The following is a 19086-nucleotide window of genomic DNA, read 5'->3' as shown; positions in this document are numbered from 1 at the left end:
CGGGTACTGCTATGGGGGAGCGATCACGGTCGTTCTGCACGGCATGGTGAACCAGTCCTCGGTGACGTCGACTTTCATCACATCGGCTGCGAGCGCGAGTGCGGCGGCGGCGATGTTGTCCCAGGACCAGTCCACTTCGTTCACCCACGCTGGGATGGTGCCGTTGACGTCGATTCCATCGACCATGAGAGCGGGTTCGAAGTCGGCCACGAGCTGGCCATCCACTGTGTGCACGACAAGTGTTTGGCCTTGCCCGCCCCGGTAGACCACAAAGTGTCGTCCTTTGTCCGCAGTGCGCGCCGCATCCTTCGCGGCCCAGCCGTTGTTTTCCATGGCTATCACGGCGGTGTCTTTTTCCACTTGGTCACCATCGACCCGAACCCGGGTGAGCGTTGTCAATGTTCGCACAAAGCACGGTGACGTTTCGTCGCACATATTGAAGGACTCGTCGAATGTCATTATCTGGTACTCGCCCGGATCGCCGCCGTATAGCCGAACCACGTCATCTTCTGCTATGCCGTCGATTATGGCGAGGGTGAACCCGCCGTACCTGGTTTGGTCGTTGACCCACGAAAACCGTTGAGTGTCCAACATTTCCTATCCCTGGTAAGCGTAGGTTGCGATTTCTCGCGGGTTGATAATGACCACAAGAAACTGGTCGCCGTCGCTCATCTTGTTCACGTAGTAGAACGTGTTCATTGTTCCGCCCTGACTGCTGTTTTCACGTTCCGGCACCTCTTCAACCCGCGCACCTCTACCGCCTTCGGCGGTCGTCGCCATAGGGTACTCGTCAAGGCTCGTGTTGCTGAAGTTTCGTACACGGCCCGCGAGCGCGTTGGCCCGATTGGCGTCGGCCTTCGATCGCATCAAGGTCAGCATTGCGGACGCTCCATTTGCCCAAGCGGCGCTCACATTGTGCGCGATGTAGGGCGTGACATTGGCATCCACGGGGAGGACGGGCAGGTCGCCACAACGTTTTTCTCTCTTGATCGTGACCGGCAGACAGTTCTCCACGTGTGATTTCCACTGGCCTGGCACTGCCATTCCGTTCGCTTCACCCGCAAATAATTCAACAACTGCGGGGACCCGGCTGACCACCCCGCCGATGACCGGAATATCGACAGCAGTATTTCGGATCACCGGTATTTGGGTGATGACAAGGACCAACGCGGCAATCGCGATGAGCCTTCTTCGTACGCTCCCACGGGTCCTGGTGCTCACAGCGGCGTCCCCTCCCAGTGGTCGGCGTGATCCGAGTGGACTCGCCGTGGGGCCGGGTCGTGGCCGACCCGCGACTGGGTCGATCGATTGGCCACTTTGAGTGTCGCATGGAGCACCGACAGTTCTCACCGGCTCGGGCCGCGTGATGTTCGCCGACCCGTTGCCATCTGCCGGTGGCCAGGGTTGCCCCCCGTCTGCGCAGGGGAGGATCTCCCAACCACCACCTCAGGAGATCGGCAAGGCGCGCGAACGGGTGCTGGCGCATGGATTTTCGGTCAGCCGGAACTAGCGGGAGTATCGCTGCGTCGAACCGGCGATCCGGCGGTCGCGGCGGGTCCAGGTGAAGCGGGAGCGGGCGTGAGCGGTGCCGATCGGAAGTCCAGGGCGCAGCGGTACACCGCGCTGACCTGTGCGTTGATGGCCGAGGTGCTGCTGGGCGCGACTCTGCTGGTGTGGTCCGGCAGCGCCGCCACGACGCCCGACCCGGCGCTGTTCGGCCAACGCGGCTGGGTCGCCGTCGTGGTCGTGGCGATGGTGTTGCTGATAGCCGCCATGGTCGTCGTGCTGCTCGCCGCCCGGGTGTCGCGGCTGCTACCGGTGGTCTTCCTGGGGCTGCTCACCCTCGCGATGGCGGGCGTGGGTCTGCTGGCCTTCGTCCAAGTGGCGACCGCGCCCGGTGTCGCACTACAACTCGCGTTCGCCTGGGTGTTGGCTGTGCCCATCGCCCTGGAGGTCAGGCGCGCGTCCGCGCCACGTCTTGGCGCAAGTGACTCAGGACAGGGAATCCGATGATCGAAGACATGATGGCGCAGTTCGCCCAGATGCAGCGCTACGCCACCGCCCTGCAGAACCTGGTCGCCGGGGCACAGGAGCACGCGCCACGGGAGTCCGAGGGCGCGGATCCGACCAAGTCGGTGCACGTCACGCTGGGGCCGGACGGGCTGCCCACGACCTTCCGGGTGGACACCGAGTGGGAGCGCAAGATGGGCCCGGAAACCTTCGGCGGCGCGGTGGTCGAGGCGTTCCAGGCCGCCATCGGCGAACGGCTGTCCGCGTGGACCTCCGCGCTGGCCGAGGACGGCTGGCAGGACCGGGTCGACAAGCTCAAGGGCGGCCTGACAGGCGCGCCGGACAAGGGCCGGATTCCGCCCGCGTTCCGCAAGCCCGACGCCGAGGACATCCCCGCCCGCCCGGTCGGTGACCTGTCCGAGCAGGTGATCAAGGCGTTCGACAACATCGACGTGTTCTCCGCGCAATCCGCCGCCCGGGGCGTCGGCACCGGAATGGACCGCAGCGGCAAGCTGACCATCGTGCTGTCCACGACCGGCTTGACCTCGTGCAGCGCGGACGCCCACTGGGTCGGCGAGCAGACCGCCGCGCGGCTGATGAACGCGCTCGGCGAGGCCCTCGCCGCCGCCAAGGCGGACCTGGCGGCCAACGCCGAGAAGCCCGCGCCGAACAACGGTATGGACCAGGTGCTCGCCGAGGCCATGGCTTTGCTCAACGACCCCCGCAGGCTCGCCGACTGAAAGGACGCCCCGCATGTCCACCCCCACCGCCGACCAGATCAAGGTCGCGATCGAGGCGCTGCGTGCCGACGCCAAGTACTGGGACACCGAGTCGACCGCCATGGGCACGATCGGGCCCAAGGCCGAGGGACTGCGGCTCACCCGGATCGAGGCGGGCCTGTTCCAGGTCATCTTCGACGCCTACGCCGACGTGCTCGACCAGGTCATCGCCCGGTCCAACGAGGGCAGGGACCGGATGACCGAGGTCGGCACCACGCTGCGCACGGTCGCGGACACCTATGAGCAGGAAGAAGCCGCGAACGTGCACAAGCTTGAGAACATCTACTAGGAGCCGGTCATGACGTTCAGCGAGGCCCAGTTCAACGAGGTCGTCACCAAGATCAACCAGGGGATGAACGACCTGTCCGGCAAGATCGGCGAGGTGCCGCAGGCGGCGAACGCGGCGATGGACCACTGGTACATCCCGGGATTCATCAAAGACGCGATCAGATGGTGCGCGGAGAAGATCACCGAGCTGGCGACCTGGATCTGGAACAAGATCAAAGAGGTGCTGGTCGGGGTGGCCGCGCCGGTCTACTTCTTCAAGTACGCCTTCGACTGGCAGGACATCCGTGGCATCGCGAACGGGGTGACCGGCCAACTCAAGCCCGAGGCGATGCCCGCGAGCCAGGTGTGGAGCGGCAGCGCGGCCACCGCCTACAAGGCCCAGATCAAGCCCCAGGGCGACGCGGCCAACAAGCTCTCCGTCATCGCGGACAAGACCGCGACAGCGTTGCAGATCAGCGCGGCGGCCGGGCTGGTGTTCTACGTCGCCATCGGGGCGATCCTGGTGAAGTTCATCGTGGCCATGGTGGCCGCCATCGCCGCGTTCGGCTCGGCCGTGTTCTCCTGGGCGGGCGCGGCGATCATCGTCGAGGAGGCCGGGGTGAACAGCGCGCTGATCTGGGCCGCGGTCGGCGCCCTGACCGCCGCGCTGGCCGCGCAGGCCCAGCAGATGATCGTGCTGCACGGCGAGACCATCGACGCCAGCTTCTTCCCCGGCGGCAAGTGGCCGGACCCGCTGGCCGCGGGCTACAGCGACGGCACGGTGCGCGACGGCGACGCGGACTGGTCACTGGCCAGGTAGTTCCCGCACACAAACGAATGCCCCGGGTGGCCACCCGGGGCATTCGTTTGCGTGCTTACCGATTACAGGTCGAGGGTCCAGCTGTTGATGTAGCCGGTGTCGACCGAGTAGACGTCACGGACCTGCAGGCGCCAGGTGCCGTTCGCGGATTCCGACGACACGTTCGTCGTGTAGGTCGCGATGACGTTGTCGGCGGAGTCGCTCCCGCTGGAGTTCTTCAGCCGGTACGAGCTGCCGTCCGGGGCGAGCAGGTCGATGACCAGGTCACCGCGGTAGGTGTGCACGATGTTGACCGCGACGGTGCTGGTCGCCGACGCGTTGCCGGTGCAGCCGGAGATCGCGATCGAGCTGGTCACCGCGGCGCCCGCGTCCGGGATGGCGACATCGGTGCCGTTGGTGACGGCCGCGCAGCCGGGGGGCGGCGGGGGCGGCGGGGTGGTGCCGGAACCGGTGTACAGCAGGACGTTCGGCGAGCCGGTGCCCGGGTTGGTGATCTTGTTCGGCGTGCCCGCGGCCACCAGGGCGTTGCGGACCGCCAGCGGGGTCGCGGTCGGGTTGGCGGCCAGGTAGAGCGCCGCACCACCCGCGACGTGCGGTGTGGCCATCGAGGTGCCGCTGATGGTGTTGGTCGCGGTGTTGCCGCCGATCCACGCCGAGGTGATGCTCACGCCCGGCGCGTAGATGTCGGTGCAGGTGCCGAAGTTGGAGAACGAAGCGCGGGCGTCGTTGCGGTCGCTCGCGTTGACCGTGATCGCCTCGGGCGTACGGGCGGGCGAGAAGTTGCAGGCGTTCGCGTTCGAGTTGCCGGACGCGATGGCGTAGGTCACGCCAGCCGCGATGGAGCGCTGCACGGCCTGGTCGAGCGTGGTGGACACGCCGCCGCCGAGGCTCATGTTGGCGACCGCGGGCTTCACGTGGTTCGCGGTCACCCAGTCGATGCCCGCGATGACGCCCGCGTTGGTGCCGGAGCCCTGGCAGTTGAGCACCCGGACGCCGATGAGCCGCACACCCTTGGCCACGCCGTACGCGGCGCCGCCGGTGGTGCCCGCGACGTGCGTGCCGTGGCCGTTGCAGTCGGAGGCGTCGTTGTCGTTGTCGACGGTGTCCCGACCGCTGACCGCACGACCACCGAAGTCGCTGTGGGTCATGTTGATGCCGGTGTCGATGATGTACGCGTTCACGTTCGACGCGGTGGTCGAGTACGAGTACTTGTTGTCCAGCGGCAGGTTGCGCTGGTCGATGCGGTCCAGGCCGTAGGACGGCGGGTTGAGCTGGTCGACCGAGATCCGCATGGTCTGGTCAGCCTCGACCGCGGCGACCTGCGGGTCGGCCGCGAGCTGCTTGGCCTGCTGCTCGGTCATCGTGGCGGAGAAGCCCTTGACCGCCGTCGAGTACCGGTGGGTGACCTTGCCGCCGTGCTTGGCGGCGAGCGCGTCGGCGCTGGCGCCCTGCGCCTGCACGCCGTCCTTGAAGACCACGATGTAGCTGCCCGGGATCACGTTCGCCCGGTCGGCGCCCAGGATCTGGCCCTCGGCGGCGGCCGCAGGCGTCACCAGAGTCACTCCGGCCGCGATGGTCGCCATGGTGGCTAGCCCCACCCCGGCGAGTCGCCGAAGCGACTTAGCGCGAGACATTCCCATTTGCACAGACTCCTTTGCAGGGAGCACACGGCGTCAAGCCCTCACGTCTGGGCCGCGTGCTGTTTGGAGGTGCTGCTGAAGTTGTCCGCGCGAACAAAACCCACACTGGTCAACGGGAATCGGTCGGGCAAGAGACCTGGCCTGTTTGGCGGGCTCGACTTTTGAACAGTTGGTCCGCGATTGGTAATGAATTAGGACATTCGGCGTAGCGAATACCGCTGTTCGGGCGTATCGGGCGCTGTCGGCTCGACCTGCGCCGAAGATCAGTCGCCGCGGCGAACCGGGCCGAGGATTTGCTGCTCCTTCTGGGTGGTGACCAGTCGCAGCGGTCGCCACAGGTTGCGACCGAGGGCCACGACCTGGTCGTCGGCCAGCGTCGTCAACTGCTGCACCATCGGCGGCGGTAGCCGCCAGATCCGCGCGGCGAGCTGCGCCTGGCCCACCGGCAGCCGCTGCACCAGCACCAGGTCGGCCGCGTTCGCGGTGGCCCCGGCCTGCGGGTGCATGTACGGCAGCACGTAGACCGTGGTCTGCCACGGCGACCGCGGCGGGAACAGCTCCTGCGGGGTCGGGCCGCCGTCGTGCACGACGAGCAGCGGGCCGTCCTCCGACGGGCGCGGCAGCTCCACCGGGCTGAGCCTGCGGATCTGCACCAGCGGCGCGGGCCGCCCGTCCGGGCCGCCGCCCGCCGCCTTCTGCAGCACCTGCCAGGCCGCCGGACGGCCGGTGGCCACGACCACCCACGCGCCGACCGCCATCGCCCGCAACGCCACCTGACGCGCCAGGTAGAGCCCGCCGACCAGCACGATCCTGGTCGGTGCCGGCCGCAGCGCGGAGATCGTCAGCGGCTCGCCCTGCATGCCGGAGCCCAGCACCATGCCGCCGCGATCGCCGGACGGGCTGATCGCGTCGAGCATCTCGGCCGACACCATGAACTCGGGCGCGATTCCCGCATTGGCGGTTTGGCTGTCCAAAAGCCTGCTGGAGCCACTCACGACAATCCCTCACAGACTCGGTGTTGCCGCTCGCGGTCGCACGGTGACAGTGACTCGCTCGCAAGGTCGTACGGTGGCATTGATTCGCTCGCAAGCTCGCTCATGCCTGTCCTCCCAAGGGGAGCGTGGCGGCCAGCCCGGCGACCTGCAGCCCGCGCAGCGGGGTCAGGGTGATGCCGAGCCGGTCGGAGATCGCGGTCAGCCGCTCGTCGGCGAGGCCGAGCTCGTCGGGGTTACGGGCGCTGACCCGCACCAGTCCGCGCAGGCCCACCTTGCCCTCGTCGCTGCCCGGCGAGATCGACATCGCCACGGTGGCCGAGAGCGCACGCACGCCCGTGAGCGCGTTGAGGCTGTTCGCGAGCTTGCCCTGGGGCCAGCCGGTGATCGCGTAGCTGGCGTGGCCGATGCCCGCCGCCGTGACGCCGGTCCACCGCTCACGCAGCGACACGCGGGTGTTCGACCCCGCGACACCGGTCAACTCGGCCGAGGAGATGCCCGCCTTGAGCAACTCGTCCGGGTCCAGCGGCCGGGTCGGCACGCCGCGCGACTCCAGCGCGTTGCGCACCCGCGACAGCGCGCCGATGAGCGCGCGGTGGGCGCCGACGACGCCGCCGCCGCGTTCCCGCACCGCCGCCGGGCAGCGCCGCGGGTCGATCCGCACGGCCACCCACGTGGTGCGCCGCGCCGCGGCGGGCAGCGGGCCCAACACCTCCAAGTACGACGCCAGCGCGGGGGAGTTCGGCGGCAGCGCCGCGCTGCCCGGGTAGCAGTGCCAGATGACCTGGATGGCGTCGAGCACCACCCCGCGGTCTTCCAGACACGGCGCGAGCGCGCCCAGCGGCAGGCTCGGCGTCGAGCCGACCTGGCTGACCAGCGCGGGTGCGGGGTCGACCAGCAGCACCGCGGTCCAGGTGCCCTCGTGCCAGGCCAGCCCCAGCGGCCGGTGCTCGTGGTCGACGCCGTGCGCCACCACGAGGTCCGGCACGGCGAGGCGCAGCAGGTTGACCCGCGGGTCGTCCGGCCCGGTCACCGTGGCGCCGTCGTCGGCGGCCAACTCCTCCAGCGTCACCGGGCTCGGCGGCGACGTGATCCGCGTGTGCCCGCGGACGGTGTAGCGCGCCGTCACGGTGATCCACTGGGTGAACCACCGGCCGCGCCACCGCAGGAACGCCACCACCAGCGCCACGGCGGCGATGCCGACGCCGACGTACTTGAGGTCGAGGTCGATGGCCAGCAGCACCAGCCCGATGGCGACGCCGAGTTCGAGCACGACCAGGTTGGACACCGGCAGCGTGCCGAGGCTGGAGCCACGGTTGCGTCTGCGCGCGGAGACCCTGGTCTGCGGACCCGTGGGCGGCTGCGGCCCGGCGGCCTGCGGTCGCCCGGGAGGTCCGGGCGGCCCACCGGGTCCGCCTGGCCCACCGGGTCTTCCCGGCCCGCCCGGCCCACCTGGCCGCGGCGGTTGTCCCGGCGGTGGCGTCATGCCCTGTCGCGGAGGAGTGGTCACGGACATCCGCTCGTTCTCTTCCCCTCATCGGTGCTGCTCGGCGGCCTGGGCGCGCGGGGTTTACCCCCGGTTGGTGGAGAACCCACATACGGCAACCGCCGTACGGCTATCCTGCGAAACCGTACCGCGACGGGGAGAGCTGCGAGCCGAGAATGCCATCAACACCGACTACCAAGTCTCAGGTCCAGGCGTATCGCTTCGTGCTGCGCAGGATGCAGTCGGCGCTGGTCCGCAAGGACGCCGTGATGCTGCACGACCCGATGCGGACCCATTCGCGGGCCACGATGGTGGGGGTCTGCATCGCCGCGGTCGGCGTCATCGGGTTCCTCATCTTCGGCCTGCTCAGCCCGGCGCCCAAGGCCCCCGAGAAGGACGGCATCATCATCGCCAAGCCCTCCGGCGCGGTGTACGTGCTGTTCGCCAACACCCCGAAGGGCAAGGTGCTCGTCCCGACGTTCAACCTGGCCTCCGCGCGGCTGCTGCTGCTCGCCCGCAGCAACCCGGGCTCGCAGCAGCCCGGCAGCCAGACCGAGGAGGGCGGGGCGAACCAGGGCCCGGCGGAGCCCGAGGTCATCCCGGACGACAAACTCGTCGGCATCACCCGGGAGCGGCTCACCGGCATTCAGGACGGGCCCCAGTTCCTCCCCGGCGCCAACCAGCGGATCGATAGCGACTGGGCGGTGTGCGACGAGTACAAGCTCGACCGCAGCCTGAACAACCCGGCGGACGAGAACAAGATCGAGACCACGGTGGCTGGCGGCATCACCGAACTCGGCCCTGAGCTCGCGGTCGACGAGGCCCTGCTGGTCCAGGCGCTCGACAAGACCGTCTACCTGGTCTACCGCACCCCGGCGACCGCGAACATCAAGAACGCGAACACGGTGCGCGCCAAGGTCGACATGACCAACACCCGAATCCGGTCCGCGCTGAACCTCAAGGACTCGACCATCCGGCAGATCACCACCGGCCTGCTCAACGCCATCCCGGAGGCGCGCCCGCTGCAGTCGCCCACCATCGAGGACAGCGGCGACCGCGGCGAGGTCGACATCAACGGCCTGCCGATCGGCTCGGTCGTGCAGATCGAGCGCGCGGGCCAGTTCGACTACTTCGTGATCCTGCGCGGCGGCGTGCAGCAGATCAAGAAGACCACCGCCGACCTGATCCGCTTCACCGCCACCGCGGGCGGCGCGGCGATCACCCTGGTGCGGCCGGACCAGATCCAGGCCGCGCCGCAGCTCGCGGTGATCGACGAGAGCAGCTTCCCGCAGGTGGTGCCCGAGGCGCTGAGCCCGGTCAACTACCCGGTGGCCTGCCTGAGCTGGAACATCGTCGGCGAGGGCCGCGACGCCGACGAGCACACCGAGGTGCACATCGGCACCAGGCTGCCGCTGCCGACCGCCCCGTCGGGTGAGCCCATCACGGTGAACATCAGCAGCCCGAGCGCCGACGGCCAGCGGCTCGACCACTTCTACCTGCCCCCCGGCAAGGCCGCGGTCGTGCGCGGCGCGACGTCGCGGCAGGATTTCGCCACCGGCCCGATCTACCTGGTCTCCGACCGCGGCGTGAAGTTCGGCGTCCCGGACGCGCGCACCGCCGCCGCGCTGGGCCTGTCCGATCAGCGACCGGCGCCCGACGCGATCATGCGGCTGCTGCCCAACGGGGCGTCGCTGAACACCCGGGACGTGGTCCAGACCTACGACACCGTGCCGGTCGCGCCTGGCCAGTTCGCGCCCGCCCAGCAGGCGCCCGCCGGGGGCCAGGGGCAGGGCGGCGGCTGACCTGTCGGCGGAACCGGCGCGCGTCCCCTACCGTCACAGGGTGACCAGGGTGCCCGTCGCCGAGGAGGTCCGTCAGCCCATGGCAGCCATCAGAGTCGATCCCGAGTGGGTCAGCGGGTACGCGAAGAAGGTCGCCGAGAGCGCCGACGAGCTCTCCACCAGCGCCGACGTGCTCGGCTCCGGCTCGCTGAGCAGTGACGCATTCGGCGCGCTCGGCCGCACGGTCCGCATCGCCGACGCCTACGGCCGGGCCGCCGAGGTGCTGCGCGACCAGCTCACCCGGGGTGTCGAGGCGCTGGAGTCGGCCGCGGGGAGTCTCACCCAGGTCGCCGAGAAGTACCGCGTGTCCGACGGTGACGGCGCGCAGGCGATCAAGCGCAGCGGCCAGGAGTAGGGGACCCGGTGAACACTCGACAGACCTACCCGGATGTCGCCCGCGAGGGAGAGGTCAGCCTCGCGTCGGCCCGCGACGACGAGCGCGGCATGCCGCCGACTGGCCAGGCCGAGGGCGGCCCGGACGGCTCCGACATCGAGGCCGACATCGCGGACCACCTGGACTACCTCAGCACGCTCTGCGCCGACCTGGGCATCCCGGACCCGGTCGAGGAGTACTTCGCGCCCGTGGTGGGCCGCTGGAGCGACATGCACGCCGAGGCCGAGCGCTGGCGCACGGTCGGCGCGCGCGCCGAAGCGGTCTCCGACGGCCTCACCAAGCCGCTCGGCGGGCTGGACGGCGCCTGGCAGGGCGCCGACGCCGACTCGTTCATCGAGTACATGAACCGGGTCGGCCTCGCGGGCCACGACATGTCCGACGCCATGACGGCCATGGGCGAGATCCTCGACGAGACCGCCGACGGCATCCGCAAGATCGTGCAGGACCTCGCCGGAGTGCTCGCCGAGACGGCGGAGACCGCGTCGGAGGCCATGGCCATGCCCGCGCAGGGCGACGACCGCACCCGCCAGCACCTCGACGCGATGCGGCGGCCGACCAAGGAACTGTTCGAGTCGGTCCGGCAGGTGCTGGAGGCCCTGGTCGGGCTGTGCGAGGGGATGGACGGGTCGAAGGTGTTCGAGCCGGTCGCGATGGCGCACACGTTCCCCGAGGACAACTGGGCGGCGAAGGTCGACCTGCCGGTGGTCCCGGCGCAGGTGCCGGGCGCGGACCCGGCGCCCGCCGTCGACGCCCTGCGCGCAGGCGGTGGTGGCGGCGGTACCGGGTCGATCGGCACGGGCGGTGCCCGCGACACCCCGGCTCCGGTCTTGCAGCCGGGCGCCTACGTCACGGCGGGCGAGGCCGGGCCCGCCCGCGCCGCGGGACTGGCGCCCGCCGCGGGCGGTGCGCCCGCGGCATCGGGCGCGTCCGGCGGTGGCAGCGGCCTGGGCGGCGGCATGCCGATGATGGGCATGGGCGGCGCGATGGGCGGCCAGAGCGGCGACGTCGAGCACAAGACGCGCAGCCGCGTCGTCGCCGACCCGACCGACATCTTCGGCAAACCCACCAAGACCTCGCCGCCGGTCGTCGGCGAAGAGTAGGTCAGGCCATCCCGCGCGGTTCGGGCTTGGCTCCTGGCCGGTTCCTGCGCACGGTGTGCACGACGAACAACGTCAGCAGCAGCACCAGCACCCCGCCGCTGGACCCGATGATCGCCACCTGCATCGGAGCCCAGTTCTTCACCTCGGCCGCGGGCAGCGCCATCTCCATGAAGAGTTCGTCGTCGCCCTTGGCGCCCTGCTCGGCCGGGATCACCGTGGTGAGCGCGCCGATCGGGTTGATCATGCCCCAGCCGACCAGGTTGTCGCGGCCGCCGGGCGCCGCCGGGTGCGACGAGGTGATCTTGATCCGTTCCGTCACCTGTTTCGCGGTGAGGTTCGGGAAGCGCTGCCGGATCAGCGCGGCCAGCCCGGCCACGTAGGGCGCCGCGAAACTGGTGCCCTGAATGGGATTGCGCTTGCCGTCGATCTCCTGCAGGTTGGCCAGCCCGTTGCTGACCGGGTCGAGGGAGATGATCTCCGTGCCGGGCGCGGCCACGGTGACCCACGGGCCCTGCACCGAGAACGGCGCCGGGTCGCCGTTGCGGTCCATGGCGGCCACCGAGATCACGTAGTCGGAGAACCACGGCGGGGTGACGATGTGCGTCGGCCGGTTCGGGTCTTCGCCGTTGCGCTGGTCGGGGCAGCCGTTCTCGCCGGTGTTGCCCGCCGACGCGACCAACACGACGTCCTTCTCCTCGAACGCGTAGCGCAGCGCCGCCTGCAACTGCCGCTCCGCGCCCGTGATCGTGCCCAGGCTGACCGGACGGCAGTTGTCGACCGACATGTTCAGCACCCGGACGCCCTGGTCGGCGGCGGACACGACCGCCTGGGCCAGCGTCTCCAGGGTGCCCGCGGTCGACTCCCTGCCCTCGGGCTCCTCCGGCGTCGGCCGCTTGGCGACGTAGTTGCCGCTGGACTGGCGGATGCTCAAGATCTGCGCCGCCGGGGCGATGCCCTTGAAGGCGAGCCCGGACTCCTTGGGCGGATTGGCCGCGATGATGCCCGCGACCTCGGTGCCGTGACCGTCGCAGTCCCGGATGCCCTGGTCGGCCGCGATCACGTAGTCGCCGCCGCCGCGGAGCCGGTTCTCGAAGAACGGGTGCTGCCGGACGCCGGTGTCGATCACCCCGATGAGCTGCCCCTCGCCGGTGGCGAACTTGTGCAGCTCGTCGAAGCGGAGCTGGCTCTGCCCCCACGGCATGTTCCTCAGGTCGGTCCCGCCGTTGTTGAGCGCGCCGATGCACTGGTTCTTGAGCGTGTAGGGCAGGTCGGGGACGGTGCCCCTGGGGACCGGGGTGTCCGCGGGCAGCGGCGGCGGCTTGGCCATGGAGTCCGGGAGTTGCGTCCCGTCCTGCTGGGCGGCCGCCGGGGTCACCGGAACGGCCATCACCAGGGCGGCTGCCCCGATGACCGCCGCGATCCGCCTGCTCGTGGTACGCACTCGGTATCGCCTGCCTCTAGAACGTGACGCTTCGGAGCGTGGCGTAGAGATCCATCACGGCCAGCGCGATCGGCAGGATCACCGCGATGCAGATGGCCTCGATGATCTCCACCGTGCGCCGCAGCGGCGGGGAGAACCGCTGCTCGGGGAAGATCACGCCGAGCACCAGCGCCGCGACGCCGATCAGCACCAGCGCGCCGAACACCCACAGCAGCCTGCCCGCGGTGTCCATGGTGAACAGCCAGCCGACCAGGATGCCCCCCGCGGCGAGCATGCCCGTGGCCAGCAGGGCGATCGCCTGGCTGCCGTTGGCGTAGGTACGGGCGCGCAGCAGCAGCACCACCGTGCCCACGATGCCCAGGATGACGCCCCACACCGTCGGCGAACTCGCCGACACGATCGCCCCGATCGCGCCCGCGACCCCACAGCCGATGATCATGCCGGTCATGTACTCGTGCGCCAGGCCCGCGCGCCGCTCGATGGAGCGGTAGTCGGGGAAGCCGGTGTCCTCCTTGAGGTCCTCGGCACTGCCCGGCACGTTCGGCAACGGCAGCCGCGCGAGCTGGATGGTGAGCCGGGGCAGCACCGACAGCGCGCCGAGCGCGACGGCCACGGTGCCCGCGGCGATGCCCGCCGCCGGGTGCGCGATCAGCGTGGCGACCGAGAAGGCGATCACGCCCAGGGTGGCCGCGGTGCCCGCCGCGACGAAGGTGGTGATGCCCGCGCCGATCAGCATGATCGACGCCGACGCCACGATCAGCACCAGCGCCGAGCCCAGCAGCAGGCTCGCCCGGCCCGGATAGCCAGGCACGATCGAGAGGCCGCTGACGAATGCCATCGGCAGCCCGCCCGCCGCCGCGATCAGCACGCCCGTGGTCCGCGCGTCGTACGCGCGGGCGATGACCGCGCCCAGGGTGACCGCCACGACCGCGGCCGCGCCCGCGGTGATCGCCGGGCCCAGGTTGCCGCCGCCCCACATCGGGCCCGCCATCAGCACCGCGAGGGCGCCGGTGATCAGCGCGATCGCACCCGCGATGTGCCCGATCCGGTTGGCGGTCGCCTTCGTCCACGGCCGGTAGCTATCCGGCGACGACTCGGCGATGGCGTCGACGACGTCGTCGTACAGCGGCGGCGGCGGGTTCTCCGCGCGCTTGCGGAGTTGCAGCATGTCGCCGTCGACGATGCCGAGCGAGCCGAGCGTGCGGCTCGGGTCCAGCGGGTTGTCGCCGAGCTTGGCCAGACACCACCCGCCGTGTCGCGCGCCGCCGTCGGGAGTGGCCTCCTTCGCCATCTCCAGCAGCATCGGCAACAGGTCAGCCACTGACACGTCCGCCGGCAGCGCGACGTCGATGCGCGTTCTCGGCGCGACCACCGTCACCCGGCTGAACACGGTCGTACCGGTTGCCACCGCCTGCCCCCTTGGGTTGTCCACAGGTCCGCCGATTCGGCTCCCGGGCTCCCGGGGCCAGCTCTAGTATGGCCGCACCGGTCCCGGCGAGTGCGGCGGTTCCGTCAAGTCGTCGGGGACAGGGAGTCAGTAGTGGTCGAGTCGGTTGGGGATCAGCGCGGCACCGTGGGAAAGTTGCTGCCCGCGGTGTTGTGTGTGGCGGCTGTCGGCGTGGCGGTCTTCCTGTTCACGCTGTCCGACGGCGACCCGGTCGTGTTGCTGCCCGGAGTGGTCTACCTGGTCGCGACTGCCGCGATGGCGTGGAGCCCGGCGGGCGCCGCGTTCGCGCCGCGCCTCGGGCTCGGCCTGGTCCTCGCGGGTGCGTCGGTGGCGATGGCGGGCGTGGCCTTCGTGCTGGCAGGCCGAAATCCCAACTCGATGGTGTTCGGGCTGTTCCTACTGGTCGGCGCGCTCGGGCTCACGTTCGGCGGCCGGGTCGGCGCGGACAGCGGCCGCGACCTGGTGCGCTGGGTGCCGTTGGCCGCGGTGGTCGGCGGGCTCGGGGTGCTGGCGGTGACGTTCGTCGCGGCCAGAGGCGAGCCGTCCTCGCTGGTCTTCGGCTGCCTGTTCCTGCTGGCCGCGGTGGTGATGCTGGTCGGCGCGAGCGCGACCGGCCCAGCCAGGTTCGCGGTCGGCGCCGCGGTGGTCGCGGCCTCGGTCGCGCTGACCTACTTCCTGGCGGTGAGCGGCCGCACCCCGGTGTCGCTGGTGTTCGCCGCCTTGTTCCTGGTGTCGGTGTTGGGGATGCTCGTCGGTGACCGACACGCCCGTTCGGCTTAACCGGCCGACGCCGACGGTCGTGTTGGGTAGTTTCCTACTGCCGCCTCGTTGGCGGTCGCAGTCGAGTGAATGAGGTGTCCGCCCGGTGAGCACGCTGCAGTTCAAGCGTTCGCCCCGCTTGTCCGCGCCCCGTCAGCCCGGCGGTGAGGTGCACCTGGAGCCGCCGCCGGAGGTGCCGCGGGTCATCCCGGGCAACATCGTGATGAAGCTGCTGCCCGCGGTGATGATCGTGGCGTCCATCGGCATGATGGCGTTCATGTTCGTCGTGGGCGGGCGCAACCCCACGTCCCTGCTCTTCGGCGGCATGTTCCTGATGTCGACCGTCGGCATGATGGCGGGCGGCATGGGCGGGCGGGGCGGCGGCCAGAAGAAGGCCGAGATGAACGAGGACCGCAAGGACTACCTGCGCTACCTCGGCCAGATGCGCGACCGCGCCCGCGAGGCCGCCCTCGACCAGCGCGCGTCGCTGGAGTGGACCCATCCCGACCCGCAGGCCCTGTGGTCGATCGCCACCAGCAGGCGGATGTGGGAGCGCCGACAGGCCGACGCCGACTTCTGCCACCTGCGCGCGGGCCGCGGCTCGCAGCGGCTGGCCACCCGGCTCGTCCCGCCGCAGACCGGCCCGGTCGACGAACTGGAGCCGATCGCCACGCTGGCGCTGCGCCGGTTCGTGCGCGCCCACTCGATCGTGCCCGAGCTGCCCATCCAGGTCGCCATCCGCGGGTTCGCCGCCGTCGGCCTCTCCGGCGAGCAGGAGCTGATCCGCGGCCTCGCCCGCGCGCTGCTCGCCCAGCTCGTCACCTTCCACACCCCCGACGACGTGCTGATCGCGGTCGTCACCTCCGGCAAGGCAAAGCAGGAGTGGGAGTGGGCGAAGTGGCTGCCGCACGCCCAGCACCCGACCCTGCTCGACGGCATCGGCCAGCTTCGGATGATGGCGGGCTCGCTCGCGCAGATCGAGCAGTGGCTCGACGAGGAGCTGCGCGACCGGCAGCGGTTCACCCGCAACGCCCCGCCGCAGCCCGACCAGCCGCACGTGGTGATCGTCATCGACGACGGCGAAGTCACCCGCGAGGAGCAGATCATCCTGGAGGAGGGGCTGGTCGGCGTCACGCTGGTCGACCTGTCCGACTGCCTCGGCAACCTCACCGCCCGCCGCGGCCTGCGGCTCGTGGTGGAGGAGGAGCGGCTCGGCGCGCGCAGCGCCAGCGGTGTGGAGTGGTTCGCCCGCCCCGACACGCTCAGCGTGGCCGAGGCCGAGGCGCTGGCCCGCAAGCTGTCCCCGTACCGGCTCGGCGCGGCCGCGGCCGACTCGGGCGACGAGGAGCCGCTGCTGTCCAACCCGACGCTGCTTGAGCTGCTCAGCATCCCCGGCGACCCGATGACCTTCGACGTGCAGCAGGCGTGGCGTCCCCGGCCGGTACGCGACCGCTACCGGGTCCCGTTCGGCGTCGGCGAGTTCGGCCAGGCCGTCGAGCTGGACATCAAGGAAGCCGCGATGGAGGGCATGGGCCCGCACGGCCTGTGCATCGGCGCGACCGGTTCGGGCAAGTCCGAGTTCCTGCGCACGCTCGTGCTCGGCATGCTCGCCACGCACTCCTCGACCACACTCAACTTCATCCTGGTCGACTTCAAGGGTGGCGCGACCTTCCTCGGCCTCGACGGCGCGCCGCACGTCGCCGCGACCATCACCAACCTGCAGGGCGACCTGACCCTGGTCGACCGGATGAAGGACGCCCTCGCCGGCGAGATGAACCGGCGCCAGGAGGCGCTCAAGAACGGCGGCAACTTCAAGAACGTGTGGGAGTACGAGAAGGCCCGCGAGAACGGCGCCGACCTCGACCCGCTGCCCGCGCTGTTCATCGTGGTCGACGAGTTCTCCGAGCTGCTCTCGGCCAAGCCCGACTTCATCGACCTGTTCGTCGCGATCGGGCGGCTGGGCCGGTCGCTGCAGATGCACATGCTGCTCGCCTCGCAGCGGCTGGAGGAGGGCAAGCTGCGCGGCCTCGACTCGCACCTGTCCTACCGGATCGGCCTGAAGACGTTCTCCGCTGCCGAGTCGCGCGCGGCGATCGGCGTGCCCGACGCGTTCGAGCTGCCGTCCATCCCGGGATCGGGCTACCTCAAGTTCGACACCAGCACGATGGTGCGGTTCAAGGCGTCCTATGTGTCCGGTCCCTACCGGCCCGCCGGTATGCAGGCCGCCGGGCCCGCCGCCGCGGTCACCGGCGACCGGCGCGCGAAGCTGTTCGTGCCGGACTACGTGGAGATCCTCAAGGAGCCCGAGCAGCCTGAAGAGGCGCCCAAGGAGGAGAAGAAGCCCGAGGGCGGCCAGGAGGCCAGCGAGCTCGACGTGATCGTCACCCGGCTCGTCGGCCAGGGCCCGCCCGCGCACGAGGTGTGGCTGCCGCCGCTCAACGAGCCCAACTCGCTCGACACCCTGTTCCCGCCGTTGCAGCCCACCGAGGACCGCGGCCTTTCACCGGTCGGCTTCTACGGCAACGGCAGGCTCCAGGTGCCGCTGGGCATCATCGACAAGCCCTACGAGCAGCGCCGCGACCTGCTGTGGGCCGACTTCTCCGGCGCCGCGGGGCACGCCGCGATCGCGGGCGGCCCGCAGTCGGGCAAGTCGATGATGCTGCGCACCCTGGTCATGTCGATGGCCCTCACGCACACCGCCCAGGAAGTGCAGTTCTACCTGCTCGATCTCGGCGGCGGCACGCTCGGCACGCTGGACAGCCTGCCGCACGTGGGCGGCGTCGCGGGCCGGATCGACCCGGACAAGGTCCGCCGGATGGTCGCCGAGGTCACCAGCCTGGTCGGCGAGCGCGAGCAGCGCTTCCGCGACCTGGGTATCGACTCGATGACCGACTTCCGAAACCGCAAGCGCCGCGGGGAGATCCAGGACGACCCGTTCGGCGACGTCTTCCTCGTCGTCGACGGCTGGCTCAACTTCCGCCAGGAGTTCGACGCGCTGGAGATGCAGGTCGTCAACCTCGCCGCGCAGGGCCTGTCCTACGGCATCCACGTCATCGCCGCCGCCAACCGCTGGGCCGAGATCCGGCCCGCGCTCAAGGATCTGCTCGGCACCCGGTTCGAGCTGCGCCTCGGCGACCCCAGCGAGTCCGATGTGGACCGCCGGGTCGCGGTCAACATCCCGGCCGGGCGCCCCGGCCGCGGCCTGTCCCGCGACAAGCTGCACTTCCTCACCGGCCTGCCGCGCATCGACGGGTCGAGCAACACCGAGGACGTGGCGGGCGGCGTGCAGGACGCCGTCGCCCGGATCAAGGCCGCCTGGCGCGGCCGGTCCGCGCCGCGGGTGCGGCTGCTGCCCGACCTGTTCCCCTACGAGGACCTGCTCGTCCAGGACACCCGCCGTGACACCAAGATGGTGCCGATCGGCGTGGACGAGAACGAACTGGCCCCGGTGTACCTCGACTTCGACGCGGAGCCGCACTTCATGGCCTTCGCCGACGGCGAGTCCGGCAAGACGAACCTGATCCGCACGATCGTGCGCGGCATCATGGACCGCTACACGCCCAAGGAAGCGGTCATCATCCTGGTCGACTACCGGCGCACGATGCTCGGCTTCGTCAACACCGATCACCTGCTCGGCTACGCCGTCTCGTCCAACCAGCTCGGCGACATGATCCGGGACGTGCGCGGCTCGATGCTCAAGCGGCTGCCCGGCCCGGACGTCACCCAGGACCAGTTGCGCAACCGCTCCTGGTGGACCGGGCCCGAGCTGTTCGTCATCGTCGACGACTACGACCTGGTCGCCCCGCAGGGCAACAACCCGCTGCAGCCGCTCGCGGAGTTCCTGCCGCAGGCCAAGGACGTCGGCCTGCACATGATCACCGCGCGGCGCTCCGGCGGCGCGAGCCGGGCCATGTTCGACCCGGTGCTGGGCAAGCTGCGCGAGATCGCCAGCCCCGGCATCGTGATGAGCGGCAACAAGGACGAGGGCGCCCTGCTGGGCACCGTCAAGGGGTCCGCGATGCCGCCCGGCCGGGGCACGCTGGTCGGTCGCAAGGTCGGCCAGGCGCTGATGCACGTCGCGTGGATCCAGCCGGACTGAGGGAGCGGCGG

At 70.3% G+C, this 19086-nt stretch carries 16 protein-coding genes; 9 read left to right on the top strand and 7 right to left on the bottom strand.

What is annotated here, in order from left to right; all coding sequences use genetic code 11:
* Window positions 1–9 precede the first annotated feature (9 nt).
* Window positions 10–594, bottom strand: coding sequence for a hypothetical protein (locus ACT4N7_RS11300; protein WP_444828611.1), 585 nt, complete (start codon window positions 592–594; stop codon window positions 10–12).
* A 3-nt stretch (window positions 595–597) separates the two neighbouring features.
* Complete coding sequence (locus ACT4N7_RS11295; RefSeq protein WP_444828610.1) at window positions 598–1221, bottom strand: NucA/NucB deoxyribonuclease domain-containing protein; 624 nt, start codon at window positions 1219–1221, stop codon at window positions 598–600.
* A 357-nt stretch (window positions 1222–1578) separates the two neighbouring features.
* On the opposite strand from ACT4N7_RS11295, the gene ACT4N7_RS11290 reads away from it, so the two are divergent.
* From ACT4N7_RS11290 to ACT4N7_RS11275, 4 genes are read left to right on the top strand one after another with little or no spacing between them, the layout of a single operon-like run.
* The gene (locus tag ACT4N7_RS11290) at window positions 1579–2013 is read left to right on the top strand and encodes a hypothetical protein (RefSeq protein ID WP_444828609.1); all 435 of its coding nucleotides are present in this window, start codon (window positions 1579–1581) and stop codon (window positions 2011–2013) included.
* Window positions 2010–2750 (top strand): hypothetical protein, encoded by a 741-nt coding sequence (locus tag ACT4N7_RS11285; RefSeq protein ID WP_444828608.1) that lies wholly within the window; start codon window positions 2010–2012, stop codon window positions 2748–2750. Before ACT4N7_RS11290 ends, ACT4N7_RS11285 begins: the two co-directional genes overlap by 4 nt.
* A 13-nt stretch (window positions 2751–2763) precedes the next feature.
* Window positions 2764–3078, top strand: a complete 315-nt coding sequence (locus ACT4N7_RS11280; protein WP_444828607.1) for a hypothetical protein — start codon at window positions 2764–2766, stop codon at window positions 3076–3078.
* A gap of 9 nt (window positions 3079–3087) precedes the next feature.
* A complete protein-coding gene (locus ACT4N7_RS11275) occupies window positions 3088–3876 on the top strand; it encodes a hypothetical protein (protein ID WP_444828606.1) in 789 nt (262 codons plus the stop codon).
* 62 nt (window positions 3877–3938) lie between these two features.
* Here ACT4N7_RS11275 and ACT4N7_RS11270 read toward each other — a convergent pair whose 3' ends face one another.
* The 3 genes from ACT4N7_RS11270 to eccE all read right to left on the bottom strand — a co-directional run bounded on the left by ACT4N7_RS11270 (window position 3939) and on the right by eccE (window position 7796).
* Window positions 3939–5516 carry a S8 family peptidase gene (locus ACT4N7_RS11270; RefSeq protein WP_444828605.1) on the bottom strand — a complete coding sequence of 526 codons (1578 nt, stop codon included), beginning with the start codon at window positions 5514–5516 and terminating at the stop codon, window positions 3939–3941.
* Window positions 5517–5779: 263 nt separating this feature from the next.
* Complete coding sequence (locus ACT4N7_RS11265; RefSeq protein WP_444828651.1) at window positions 5780–6448, bottom strand: hypothetical protein; 669 nt, start codon at window positions 6446–6448, stop codon at window positions 5780–5782.
* Window positions 6449–6611: 163 nt separating this feature from the next.
* Entirely contained in the window at window positions 6612–7796 is a 1185-nt protein-coding gene (eccE, locus tag ACT4N7_RS11260) for a type VII secretion protein EccE (RefSeq protein ID WP_444828604.1), read from the bottom strand.
* A gap of 374 nt (window positions 7797–8170) precedes the next feature.
* On the opposite strand from eccE, the gene eccB reads away from it, so the two are divergent.
* The 3 genes from eccB to ACT4N7_RS11245 are packed head-to-tail and all read left to right on the top strand — an operon-like array spanning window position 8171 to window position 11329.
* Window positions 8171–9796, top strand: coding sequence for a type VII secretion protein EccB (eccB, locus tag ACT4N7_RS11255; protein ID WP_444828603.1), 1626 nt, complete (start codon window positions 8171–8173; stop codon window positions 9794–9796).
* 40 nt (window positions 9797–9836) lie between these two features.
* A complete protein-coding gene (locus ACT4N7_RS11250) occupies window positions 9837–10190 on the top strand; it encodes a type VII secretion target (RefSeq protein WP_444828602.1) in 354 nt (117 codons plus the stop codon).
* 8 nt (window positions 10191–10198) lie between these two features.
* Window positions 10199–11329: a WXG100 family type VII secretion target gene (locus ACT4N7_RS11245; protein WP_444828601.1), complete on the top strand. Its 1131-nt coding sequence runs from the start codon at window positions 10199–10201 to the stop codon at window positions 11327–11329.
* A gap of 1 nt (window position 11330) precedes the next feature.
* On the opposite strand, the gene mycP is transcribed toward ACT4N7_RS11245, so the two are convergent.
* Both mycP and eccD read right to left on the bottom strand, forming a co-directional pair.
* The gene (gene mycP, locus ACT4N7_RS11240) at window positions 11331–12770 is read right to left on the bottom strand and encodes a type VII secretion-associated serine protease mycosin (RefSeq protein WP_444828600.1); all 1440 of its coding nucleotides are present in this window, start codon (window positions 12768–12770) and stop codon (window positions 11331–11333) included.
* Between the two features lie 16 nt (window positions 12771–12786).
* On the bottom strand, window positions 12787–14178 hold the full coding sequence (eccD, locus tag ACT4N7_RS11235; RefSeq protein ID WP_444828599.1) for a type VII secretion integral membrane protein EccD: 1392 nt from the start codon (window positions 14176–14178) through the stop codon (window positions 12787–12789).
* A 132-nt stretch (window positions 14179–14310) separates the two neighbouring features.
* Here eccD and ACT4N7_RS11230 point away from each other — a divergent pair, with 132 nt between their 5' ends.
* Entirely contained in the window at window positions 14311–14997 is a 687-nt protein-coding gene (locus ACT4N7_RS11230) for a hypothetical protein (RefSeq protein WP_444828598.1), read from the top strand.
* Window positions 14998–15082: 85 nt separating this feature from the next.
* Window positions 15083–19075 carry a type VII secretion protein EccCa gene (eccCa, locus tag ACT4N7_RS11225; RefSeq protein ID WP_444828597.1) on the top strand — a complete coding sequence of 1331 codons (3993 nt, stop codon included), beginning with the start codon at window positions 15083–15085 and terminating at the stop codon, window positions 19073–19075.
* Window positions 19076–19086 lie beyond the last annotated feature (11 nt).

Source organism: Actinokineospora sp., assembly GCF_052390155.1.
Lineage (GTDB): Bacteria > Actinomycetota > Actinomycetes > Mycobacteriales > Pseudonocardiaceae > Actinokineospora.
This window is presented reverse-complemented; position numbering and strand designations above follow the sequence as displayed.

What these genes read in the sequence shown, in the direction of transcription:
- ACT4N7_RS11280 (WP_444828607.1), top strand. Translation starts at nt 2,764, where the DNA reads ATGTCCACCCCCACCGCCGACCAGATCAAGGTCGCGATCGAGGCGCTG.
- ACT4N7_RS11300 (WP_444828611.1), bottom strand. Translation starts at nt 594, where the DNA reads ATGTTGGACACTCAACGGTTTTCGTGGGTCAACGACCAAACCAGGTAC.
- eccB (WP_444828603.1), top strand. Translation starts at nt 8,171, where the DNA reads ATGCCATCAACACCGACTACCAAGTCTCAGGTCCAGGCGTATCGCTTC.
- ACT4N7_RS11265 (WP_444828651.1), bottom strand. Translation starts at nt 6,448, where the DNA reads ATGGTGTCGGCCGAGATGCTCGACGCGATCAGCCCGTCCGGCGATCGC.
- ACT4N7_RS11270 (WP_444828605.1), bottom strand. Translation starts at nt 5,516, where the DNA reads ATGGGAATGTCTCGCGCTAAGTCGCTTCGGCGACTCGCCGGGGTGGGG.
- ACT4N7_RS11275 (WP_444828606.1), top strand. Translation starts at nt 3,088, where the DNA reads ATGACGTTCAGCGAGGCCCAGTTCAACGAGGTCGTCACCAAGATCAAC.
- ACT4N7_RS11285 (WP_444828608.1), top strand. Translation starts at nt 2,010, where the DNA reads ATGATCGAAGACATGATGGCGCAGTTCGCCCAGATGCAGCGCTACGCC.